This window comes from uncultured Meiothermus sp., assembly GCF_937863175.1.
Taxonomy (GTDB): domain Bacteria; phylum Deinococcota; class Deinococci; order Deinococcales; family Thermaceae; genus Meiothermus.
This window is the reverse complement of record NZ_CALMCQ010000192.1, coordinates 1-10,890: the sequence shown is the minus strand read 5'-3', so window position 1 is coordinate 10,890 and position 10,890 is coordinate 1. Positions and strand designations below refer to the sequence as shown.

The window sequence follows — 10,890 nt, the reverse complement described above, 5'->3', positions numbered from 1 at the left end:
CGTTGATGGCAAAAAACCACTGCTCAGGGGCTTTATGGCTGCAAGGGCTGGCTGCGTACGGTAAAGCGCAGGGCGGTGCGTTCCTCACTCTCGAGTTCGAGCTTTACAAACGCTGGTTTCACCGTCAAATCCAGGTTGTCGGGGGCAATGTACCCCCGGGCAATCGCGATGGCTTTGACGGCCTGATTAACGGCCTCGGGGCCGATGGCTTGAACCTCGACTTCGTTCTGGGTGCGCAGCAGAGCAGCGATAGCACCTGCGACGGAGTTGGGACGTGACTTGCCGGATACACGCAGCGTTTCCACAGAACCTCCTAGTACACCGTCCACTGATTACTAAGGGGTGAAACAGCCCATCGAAGGTACGGGAGTTGCGTCGTGTGCTTCATGCTCGGCACCAGTTGGCCCTGGGAATTGTTGCCCGGCGCACCACCAGGCGTAACGCTCCAGGTTGCATTGTAGGAGCAACCGCAAAGCCATGTCAAGAAAATGCGTTCTTGGAGGGTTTTTGTTGACGAGCCGGAATCACGCCAGGTACCGGACGAACCAGCTCAGGTATCTTTGTCCTGAACTTACGAATAGCCGGATTTCTATACAACCCTCCTTGTATTGACGCAAACCAGGGGGATCCGTATACTGCTTCAAATCTTCGCAAACTTATGCGAAGGTTCCCCCCCAACATCCGTCCCGCACAGTTCTGGAGGTCTGGTAGATGAGATTTAGTGAGGCATATCCTGGTATACCAAATGGACGCGACGCGTGCGGAATTATCGCAATTGCCGAGAAGAGCGCTCGCCCAAGCCATGCCAATGTGCAGCGTACCATCGAAAGCCTCTACAAGATGGCCCATCGTGCAGGGTTGATTCGGGGGGAAGGCGATGGCACGGGTATCCAGACCGATCTTCCACGTGAGCTCTGGGCGGGCTACCTTTACGAGGCGGGGCTGGATAGCAGCCTGGCCCAGAACCCTCGCTTTTTTGTAGGGCATCTTTTTATTCCCAAAAGCGAAAGCACCCGGGTTCAGGAACTTTTCGATTTGTTTCGAGTAGAAGGCTCGAGGCGGGGAATCAAACTGCTTTTGGAGCGCAAAGGGGTGACCAGCGGCAGCGTGCTGGGGCCGGTGGGCAAGCGCACTGAGCCGTTGTTCTATCAAGTAGCAGGACTTTCCACCGATGGCGATGGCCCGCTTTGGGAGCTGGGGCTGCTTTTAGAGCGGCGCTTTCCCGTGCATGTGGTCTCGCTTTCAACCGCTACGGTGGTCTACAAGGTGCGGGGTTCAGCAGAAATTCTCAAGCGCTATTTTCCCGAGCTCTCCCGTGCGGAGTACAAGTCCATCATCACCCTGGGCCACAACCGCTACTCCACCAATACCATGTCCACTTTCGAGGCGGTGCAGCCTTTTGGTTTGCTGGGCCACAACGGCGAGATCAACACCATCGAGCGACTGCGCCGCGAGGGGCGTTTTCTGGACATCCCGCTCACCGGCGGTTCCGACTCCCAAGACCTGAACCGCATCCTGGAGGGGTTGCTCTACCGCTTTGGCCTTTCCTTGCCCGAGGCCATGGATCTGGCGCTTCCGCCCATTTTGGGTGAGATCAAGAACTATTCGCCAGCGTTGCAGGATCTCTACATGAACCTGCGCCAGCGCTTTGGCCCGCTGGCCCAGGGCCCAGCGGCCCTGGTGACGCGCCACCGCGAAGAGGCGGTCTTTGGAACGGATGCGATGGGGTTGCGCCCCTTGTGGTTCGTCGAGACCGACTCGGAGTATGTCTTTAGCTCGGAGCGGGGAGTTTTTACGGTCGAGGAATTTGTTTCCGAACCGCGCCCCTTTGCCCCGGGGGAAAAGATCTACCTGCGTCTGACACCCGATGGAACGCGGCTTTTCACTTACGACCGCCATCAGCGCCTGGTGCTGGAGCGCATCTTGACCAAAACCCATAGCCTGGAAGGTTATGCGGGTCATCTGGCGGGGCCTCGTAGCGCCGCGATACCGCCCCTGGCAGGGGGTAGCGAAGCCCAGGTTGAAGACAAGCCTGCTCCGCCTTCGCTGGGCCTCGAGCGGGCCTACGGCTGGGATCGCTGGGATACGGGTTACCTCGAGGCCATTGCTGAAAACGGCAACGAACCCATCGGTTCGCTCGGCTACGATGGCCCCATCGCGGCTCTCAACCCCGAGAAGCCCAACCTTTCGGAGTTCTTCAAGGAAACCGTGGCAGTGGTGACCAACCCGGCCATTGACCGTGAGCGCGAAATCGAACACTTCTCAACCCGTAGCATCCTGGGTCGGCGGCCCCTGCCCGATGGGCGCGGGGCGGGGCATGTCGAGGAATTGGTGGTGCCGGTGCTGCTGGAAGAGACTGTTTCCACGGCAGGGGCCATTGCTCAGGGTCAGGGCACCCTGAGCTACGAAGAAGCCCTGCGCCGTTTCAAACATGCTGTCCTCCCCGCGCAGTTTTCGGTGGAGGAGGGAATAGCGGCTGGACTCAAGCGACTGCAAGTGACGGCGGTCCAGGCAGCCCGCGATGGGGCCGAACTCCTGGTGATCTCGGATCGGGGTGCTTTCGAGGGGGGTGTCTGGCTGGATGTATACCTGGCCCTGGCCGCGGTTGGCAAGTCGCTGGAAGAAGCCCGTGACGAAGAAGGGGTCTCGCTGCGCCGTCGTACCTCGCTCCTGGTGCACTCTGGCGGGGTGCGAAACCTGCACGATATGGCGGTGTGTCTGGGCCTTGGGGCCGATGCAGTGGCTCCCTGGCTGATGCAGCACAAGGCCCAGGCCAGCAAGGGCGCCCTGGGCCTACAGAACCTGCTCGAGGGCCTCAAGAAGGGCCTGGAAAAAGTGATCTCTACCATGGGCATCCACGAGGTGCGCGGCTATGGGCGCATCTTCAGCGCCATCGGCCTCAAGCCGGAGCTGGCCGAACTGTTCGGCATCCGCAACTTTTTGGGTTCGGATAAGGCGGGCTATGGGTTGCTGGAGCTCGAGCGCACCCTGCTCGAGCGCCTCAACCTGCTCAACGCCGAAAAAGTGCTGCCTGCCAAAGACTTCCGCTTCAATCCCCGCATCTTCAAGGCGGCGATGGAGGTTGCCTCGGGCGAGTCGCCCTACGAGCACTTTCAGGAAAAGGTACGCGGGCTGGAGAATGAGTCGCCGGTGGCAGCCCGGCAGCTCCTGGGTATCCGGTTTGCCAGCAAATCCGAGGTCAATCCCGAAGAAGTAGACCTGAGCGTGGGGGGACATTCTCTGCCCTTCGTGATCACTGCGATGAGTTTTGGTTCGCAGGGCGAGACGGCCTTCCGTGCCTATGTGGAAGCGGTCAAGAAGCTTAACATGGTTTGCATCAATGGTGAGGGCGGCGAAATTCCCGACATGCTGGGCAAATACACTCACTGGCGCGGCCAGCAGGTGGCTTCTGGTCGCTTTGGAGCTCATGCCTACATGCTCAACTCGGCGGGCTTCATCGAGATCAAGATCGGCCAGGGAGCTAAGCCGGGGGAGGGGGGACACCTTCCGGGTAAGAAGGTCACGGCCAAGGTAGCAGCGGCCCGCAATGCGGTTCCTGGGGTAGACCTGATCTCGCCCTCCAACAACCACGACCTCTACTCCATCGAAGACCTGGCCCAGCTGATCGAAGAACTCAAAACCGTCAACCCCAGGGCCAGGGTCTCGGTCAAGGTTCCGGTCATCCCGGGCATTGGCACCATCGCGGTGGGCATCGCCAAAGCCGGGGCCGATGTAATTGCGCTCTCAGGTTTCGAGGGGGGTACGGGGGCAGCCCGCTGGCATGCCCTCAAATACGCCGGCCTGCCGGTGGAAATTGGCGTACGCCGGGCCCACCGGGCGCTGGTGCGGGCCGGGATGCGCGACAAGGTAGAGCTGTGGGCCGATGGCGGACTCAAAACTGCCTATGATGTGCTGCGGATGGTGCTGCTGGGTGCAGACCGGGTGGGCATGGCAACCATGGCCATGGTGGCGATTGGCTGCACCATCTGCCGCCAGTGCCAGATGGACACCTGCCACGTGGGTATTGCCACCCAGATCGAGACCGTGGAGCAGGCCCAGGCCCATGGCTTGAAGCGTTTTGTGCCGCAAGAATCGAACCGGGCGGTGGAACAACTGGTACATTTTTTTGCTGCCAAGGCCAACGAATTGCGGCGGCTGGTGGCGGCCCTGGGCGAAATGAGCCTGCGCGATCTGGTGGGCCGCAGCGACCTGCTGACCCAGGAGGGAGACGGTGAAGTTGACCTGAGCTATTTCTTCGAACCCGTCTCGGCTCCCGAGTGGCTCGGCGAACGCTCGGCGCACATACTCCGCAAACCCCTGAACCAGTTGACCCGTTCGATTACCGAGGTGGTCACCAGTGCCTACGCCGACGGTGCGCGCGAACTGCTCTTTCAGGAAGGGCCGGTGGGCTCTACCGACCGTGCTCTGGGTACCCACCTGGCAGGAGAGATTGCCCGCCGTCGCTTGTACGGCAAGGGGTGGGACGCCGCCAGGGTGGAAATTCGCTTTGATGCAGGCAGCGTGGCAGGCAACGGCATCGCAGCCTTCAACGTTGAAGGTCTGGACATTCTGGTGGAAGGAGGCGCCCAGGATGGCATCGCCAAGAACGCCTATGGGGGCAAGGTGGCGATTTTGAAAGGCCGCAACCCCTTCGGCCAGTATGTGGACGGCTCGGTGGGGAAGTCTTTTGCCTATGGGGCCATTGGGGGGCTGCTGATTGTCGAAGGACAGGCCGACAGCCGCTTCTGCATCCGCCTTTCGGGGGCCGATGTAGTGCTGGCCGGCGAACCGGACCGTCCAGTACAGGACGAACTTGGCAATATTGCGGCCCGTGCTCAGGCCAAGGGATTTGCCTTTGAGTACATGACCCGTGGGCGGGCCGTGGTGCTGGGTGATCCGGGCCCCTGGATCTGCTCGGGCATGACCGGCGGGCGGGTTTATCTACGCTACTGGCTCGAGATGGGCCTGAAAGAAGATGCCATGCACCGGCGGTTGGCCAAGGGGGCCAAAGTAGCGATTCAAAAGCTCGATGAGCGAGGGATCGCGGATGTGCGTGAACTGATGGGCGCCTACCTCGAGGCCCTGCGCGATGCCGAACGTGAAGACAAGGCCGAACGTTTGATGCGGCTGCTGGCCGACCCTGCTGCTCATTTCCGCATGGTGCTGCCAGTCAATCAGCAGGTGGTACAGGAGGTCAGTACCGAGTAGGCAGGCTTTTCGGATGCCCTTGCTGGTCTGCTACTGTCAGACACTTTTGATCATGGGCAGAGGCTAGGCCCGAAGGCAGTCTTGCAACAACCAGGCCGGTTGCCGTAGAAGGTACGCCCATTCGCGGAGGCCGGAGGCGTTTTCAACGTAATCAGAGATGCAAAAAAATTTGAAAACCGCCCTGGGCAAAGGCGGGTTGGGTTATCAAACTGGTTCTGATGTGGAAGGCGATGATGTATGCCGACGCGCATTCTAAAGTACCGGCCGTACAGAGGATCTGTACGGCCAAAACTTTATCCCGGTGAGAGCGAGAGCGGATCGAGTTGACTGGCTAGACCGCCTGAGGGATACCTCGAGGTGGAGGCTTACCGGTTGCTGGGCCGGGGGGTTTGCTGGGTTGAAGGGGGAAGTATGGGCAGCGCCAATGCGTAGGGCGGGATTCTCCCCTCGAGGGCCTGATAAAACGCCATCAGGTTGTCGAGGTCTTCGCTGGACAAATCGCGACCAAACTGCACGCGTGCCATGATCTGGGTTGCATCCCTTAAACTCCACACACCGCCATCGTGGAAGTAGGGGTAGGTGCGGGTGATGTTGCGGAGCGAGGGAGACTTGAAGATGTAGAGGTCGGCCTCGTTATGTGTTACGGCAAATCTACCGACATCAATGGGCATGGTTGGTCCACCGATGCCGACCACGTCGCGGGTGGCTTCCCAGTAAGACTCAACAACCCCAAACTTCGCCATGTTGTTTCCACCCAGCGCGGGGCCGCCGTGGCAGCTTGCACAGCCCTGGGCAATAAAAGTTTGCAGACCGGCCAGTTCCCTCGCACTCAGAGCGGCATCATTACCCCTTAACCAGGAGTCAAAACGGTCTGGAGTCATCAGGGTGCGTTGAAATGCGGCCAGAGCCTTGGCGATGTTGACGTAGTTCAGCGGCTGGGCTTCTCCGGGGAAAGCAGAAGCAAAGCGCCGAACATACTCGGGCATTGAAGCAACGCGTTCAACCGCAAAGGCCTGATTGGGAATAGCCATCTCGATGGGATTGACGATGGGACCCTGGGCTTGTTCTTCCAGGTCTTTGGCGCGACCATCCCAGAATTGAACGGTGTGTAGTGCGGCATTCAATACTGTTGGTGAATTACGCGGCCCTACCGCCCAGCGATGGCCAATCGAGGTTGGCAAGTTGTCTACACCGTAGGTCGCCAGGTTGTGGCAGCTATTGCACGACACGAAGCCACTGAGCGAGAGGCGAGGATCGTAGAAAAGCATCTTGCCCAAGGTGACTTTGGGTCGGGTTACTGGATTGTCTGGATTATCGGCAACTTCGGGCAACGGAGCAAAGAGCGCTTGTGCAGTCTGGCGAAGCTGGTCTGGTTGAGTTTGGGCGATGGTTACACCCGCTGCTACGGCAACAATCGCCAGACCCACTACAAGTGGTTTAAGGATTCTCACTGTATGACCCCTTTCCGTAAGAAAGCCGACTTTCTGGTAAGAAGTCTTATTTAGATTAATGAACTACGCAAGGGCCAAAAGTACTAAAAAGTAACTAAGCTTACCATCCTTGGTCAGACGTTTTTTTTCCAGGGTGTGATAGGGCAGAGCCTGGCTGAGACCCAAACCCCAGGGTGAGCTCTGACGGAACCCTGCTCCTCGCAAGGTTCGGCGCCGGGCTATGCGGGGCGACGGGTTGATTCGTGTACGGAGGGCCGATACTCCCAACGCACACTGTACCTGTAATCCAGTTTGTACTGGGGATGGTATTTGGTGCAGACCTACTAGTAACTGACAAATCACGGTACAATTGTCCCGGATGAAGGCCGAGGATCTGCTGAACAAATTAATATGCCGGACGGGACTGCTCGAGCAGCACGTGCGGACGTTGCGTCAGCTCGAGCCCCTGATGGCCCCGATGGCTTCGGAAATTGCCCTGGCCTTTTACGATTACCTGGGTCGGGATGAGGAAATGCGCGCGATTCTGTGGGACTCTCCGGGAAGGGTCGAGAGGCTCTATTCGAGCTTCTCTGACTGGTACCGGGGTCTTTTTTGTGGCTCATATGATGGCGAGTATGCCGAAAAACGCGCGCGTATTGGCCTGGTGCATGCCGCCGTAGGGGTTAAGCCCAGTTTCATCATGCCGGCCTTCGGTATCGTGCAGGAATTATCGCTCGAGCACTTGCGCAACACCATTCGCTCGGTGGAAATTTTCAATGCGGTGGAGGCTTTCCAAAAGATTATGGCCATTGAGGCTGCCATCATGCAGGACAGCTATATGCAGGCTATGGAGTTTGGCTACCGCCTGGGTATAGCCACCGACCAGGAGAGAGCACTGGTGATGGGGGCCCGGGCCATGCTGGAAAAAGCCAGATGAAGCGATGATGGCAGAACAACCCTGCAACTGCGTTGTCATGCCAGCGTTCGGACACCAGTGGGTATCGGTTGCGCTTCATTAGGGAATCTTGCCGAGGGTGTGCCTGGCCCTCCGGTGCAGATCTGGTATAAAATCTCAGAAGTGAATTCTGAAGAACTGCTGCAAACCCTGGTTCGTCGTACTGGGTTTGTGCAGCAACACGTGAAAACCTTGCAGAGCCTCGAGGCGGTGGCCGCTCCACTGGCCCCGGAGATTGCCCTGGCCTTCTACGACTACCTGGGCCGCGACCCCGAGATGCACGAAATCCTGTGGAGCGTTCCAGGCCGGGTCGAACGGCTCTACCAGTCGTTTGCGCTCTGGTATCGTGAGCTTTTTTCCGGCAACTATGATGCCAGCTACGCCAGGCGACGTATATATATCGGGTTGGTACACGCCCGGGTGGGAGTTCGGCCAGGGCACATTGTTCCGGCTGTGGGAATCGTGCAGGAATTGACCCTCGAGCATCTGCGCAACGCCCTGCGGGGGGCCGAAATATTCGCCGCCATTTCCGCCTTTGAAAAGATTATGGCTATTGAAATTGCACTCATGCAGGAGAGCTACTTCGCTGCGCTATGGGAAGGGCTGAAATCCACCCAAAATGAACACGAAGCCCTGGTCGAAGGGGCACGGGCGCTGCTCGAGAAAGCCGGTTGAACTCTGAAACCCTCTATACGCCATACAACAGCCCTGGTCTTCTCGTAAGATTGAGGGATGATTCGGGCCATTCTGTTTGACCTGGACGAAACCTTGATCCTCGACCACCCGGTCTCGCTACATGCCTTGCGCGGTTGTGCTTTTTATGCGGCCTCCTGGTACTGCCTGGATGTTGCGCGCCTGGTGCAGGCCGCCGAAGAGACGGCTGTCCGGCTCTGGCGAACCTCTCCGGTTTTTGACTATACCCAGCGCATCGGTCACAGTGCGGGGGAGGGGCTTTGGGCTCGCTACGAGGCGCAGACTCACCCCGCCCTCAAGACCCTGAGCGAATGGGCGCCGGCCTTTCGCATAGCGGTCTGGAACGAATCCCTTGCCGACCAGGGGATTCATGACGACGCCCTGTGTGAAGCCCTGGTTCACCGCTACTTTAGCGAGCGGCGGTTGTACCCGCGTTATCCCGAGGTTGACGAGTTGCTGAAGGCCCTGGCTGGCTACAGACTGGGCATCGTCACCAACGGGGTGCCCGATTTGCAGCGGGACAAGCTCGAGGGGTCTGGTCTCCAGGATCGCTTTCAGGCCATTGCAGTCTCCGGTGAGCAAAACATCGGCAAGCCCCAGCGCGGCATCTTTGACCACATCTGCACCGAGCTGGCGGTTGAGCTTTCGGCCTGTGTGATGGTGGGTGACAATCCCGAGCGCGATGTGGCTGGGGCGACGAACGCGGGGATCCGGTCGGTCTGGGTTGAGCGCGGTTTCAAGCCCAAAGACCCCAACCACCCGGCAGACCTCGAGGTCAGCAGCCTGCTGGAGATGCTGCCCTGGCTGGAGACTTTATGACTGACCAGTATGCCCTCCCACACACAGTCCACCACTGGGCTGAAATTTTACAGAGGGTGTTGTGTGGCCGTTTTCACTGTCTCTGCTTCCTCCCTCCCAGAGAGATCGAGGAGTGGGTAGATGAAGGTCAAACCACACTCTGCCCGTACTGGGCTCAGCATTGGAAATGGAAGTGAGCGAGGATTTTCGGAGAGCACTATTTCTGAGAACGATGCTCTCGGGGGCTTGCTGCTCAAGCTCCCTTTAGCGCAGTGCCTTCAAGGCCAGTTTGATGAGTTCTTGGGTACCAGCCTGGGGGTTTTTCTGGGCGATTTCGGCCACCACACTGCGCACCTGGCTTTCCCGGAAACCCAGCGTGACCAGGGCCAGCTCGGCCTCCTGGGTATGGGAGGTGCGGACGATGGCCCCTCCCTCGCCCATCAGGTGGGCCGGAACCTTGCCGCGCAGCTCGAGCGCAATCCGCTCGGCCAGTTTCTTGCCTACCCCCTGGGCAGCCGTTAGCAAGCGCAGATCACCCTCGGCCAGTGCCCTGGCGAGCAGGGCCGGGGTCTGAGAGGAGAGCAGGTTAAGGGCAACCCGGGGCCCCACCCCCGAGACCGAGAGCAGCAGTTCAAAAAGTTCCTGACTGCGTTCGTCGGTAAAGCCATAAAGCGACAGGTCATCCTCCCGGACAATCAGCCGGGTGTGCAGGGTGGCCTCCTGCCCTTCGGCAAGCTGGGCCAGGGTCGAGGCCGGGCAGCCCGCCTCGAGGCCCACCCCACCCACCAGGAGTACCACGCTGTTCAGGCCCTTTTTGAGCACCCTACCTTTCAGGTAACGAATCACAGAATCAGTTTACTTGCCGCTGTACCTGGGTGGTCGCTTTTCGTAGAAGGCTTGCACACCCTCTTTATGATCCTCGGTGCGGCCTGCGACCTCTTGCAGCAGGGCCTCGTACTCCAGCATCTCCTCGAGGGTCGCACTGGCACTGCGCCGCAGGGCCCGCTTAATCAACCCGTAGGTTTTGGTGGGCCCCTGAGCCAGCTCTCCTGCCAGCCTGGCCACCTCTTCGGCAAAAGCTTCGACGGCTATCACCCGATTCACCAGGCCCAGGGCCAGGGCCTCCTCGGCCTTGATGCGACCCGATAGAGCTTCTATCTCGAAGGCTCTGGCATAACCCACCATACGCGGCAGGTGGTAGTTCATCCCCGCGTCGGGAATCAAACCGATTTTGCTAAAACCACTGGTAAACACAGCATCCGAAGCGGCTACGCGCAGATCGCAAGCCAGCGCCAGCGACATTCCAGCCCCCGCTGCTGCTCCATGAACGGCAGCGATAACCGGCTTTTCAAGCCCCGCGATGTTCTCCACTACTGCCTGGTAGTTGCGCAGATGGGACTTGTACGACAGGGTCTTACCCTCAAATTCACGTAAATCCTGCCCAGAGCAGAAACCCCGCCCCGCCCCCCGCAATACCACTACCCGGACTTCGGGCTGGGCTGCTTCCTTGCCAAAAGCCTTGCTGAGTTCGCGGAGCATCTCGGTGGTAAAGGCATTCACGGTATCTGGCCGGTTCATGGTCAGGGCCAGGATGCCCCCGGATAGTTCAGACAACACAACGCTCATGTATCCTCCAAGCCAGTGGCTTCTTGCATTCTTCTTAGCAGGCGAATTTGTCCGGCATGGTAGATATCGTGGTTGGCCGCCCCAAAAGCATGTTCGGCCAGCGTCCAGCGACCCGACTTCCGCTTCAAATCCTGCGGTTTCAAAGCACTCACTGCCTGGCGCAACTCCATATGAACCCCG

The 10,890-nt window shown here is 59.2% G+C and carries 9 protein-coding genes; 4 read left to right on the top strand and 5 right to left on the bottom strand.

Annotation, left to right across the window (positions count from 1 at the left end; translation table 11 throughout):
• Positions 1-32: 32 nt before the first annotated feature.
• Complete coding sequence (locus Q0288_RS07500) at positions 33-305, bottom strand: stage V sporulation protein S (RefSeq protein WP_299429277.1); 273 nt, start codon at positions 303-305, stop codon at positions 33-35.
• A 406-nt stretch (positions 306-711) separates the two neighbouring features.
• Between Q0288_RS07500 and Q0288_RS07495 the strand changes: the two genes are divergently transcribed.
• Positions 712-5,208, top strand: a complete 4,497-nt coding sequence (locus Q0288_RS07495) for a glutamate synthase-related protein (protein WP_299429276.1) — start codon at positions 712-714, stop codon at positions 5,206-5,208.
• 365 nt (positions 5,209-5,573) lie between these two features.
• Here Q0288_RS07495 and Q0288_RS07490 read toward each other — a convergent pair whose 3' ends face one another.
• Complete coding sequence (locus Q0288_RS07490) at positions 5,574-6,659, bottom strand: cytochrome-c peroxidase (protein WP_299429275.1); 1,086 nt, start codon at positions 6,657-6,659, stop codon at positions 5,574-5,576.
• Between the two features lie 358 nt (positions 6,660-7,017).
• Here Q0288_RS07490 and Q0288_RS07485 point away from each other — a divergent pair, with 358 nt between their 5' ends.
• The 3 genes from Q0288_RS07485 to Q0288_RS07475 all read left to right on the top strand — a co-directional run bounded on the left by Q0288_RS07485 (position 7,018) and on the right by Q0288_RS07475 (position 9,105).
• A complete protein-coding gene (locus Q0288_RS07485) occupies positions 7,018-7,575 on the top strand; it encodes a protoglobin domain-containing protein (RefSeq protein ID WP_299429274.1) in 558 nt (185 codons plus the stop codon).
• Between the two features lie 141 nt (positions 7,576-7,716).
• Positions 7,717-8,268, top strand: coding sequence for a protoglobin domain-containing protein (locus Q0288_RS07480; RefSeq protein ID WP_299429273.1), 552 nt, complete (start codon positions 7,717-7,719; stop codon positions 8,266-8,268).
• Between the two features lie 57 nt (positions 8,269-8,325).
• On the top strand, positions 8,326-9,105 hold the full coding sequence (locus tag Q0288_RS07475) for an HAD family hydrolase (RefSeq protein WP_299429272.1): 780 nt from the start codon (positions 8,326-8,328) through the stop codon (positions 9,103-9,105).
• A 243-nt stretch (positions 9,106-9,348) separates the two neighbouring features.
• On the opposite strand, the gene ruvA is transcribed toward Q0288_RS07475, so the two are convergent.
• The 3 genes from ruvA to Q0288_RS07460 form a co-directional block, all read right to left on the bottom strand.
• Entirely contained in the window at positions 9,349-9,930 is a 582-nt protein-coding gene (ruvA, locus tag Q0288_RS07470) for a Holliday junction branch migration protein RuvA (protein WP_299429271.1), read from the bottom strand.
• Positions 9,931-9,939: 9 nt separating this feature from the next.
• The gene (locus tag Q0288_RS07465; RefSeq protein WP_299429270.1) at positions 9,940-10,710 is read right to left on the bottom strand and encodes an enoyl-CoA hydratase-related protein; all 771 of its coding nucleotides are present in this window, start codon (positions 10,708-10,710) and stop codon (positions 9,940-9,942) included.
• Positions 10,707-10,890 (bottom strand): hypothetical protein (locus tag Q0288_RS07460; protein ID WP_299429269.1); only part of this gene is annotated, 184 nt, incomplete at its 5' end. The genes Q0288_RS07460 and Q0288_RS07465, both read right to left, overlap by 4 nt.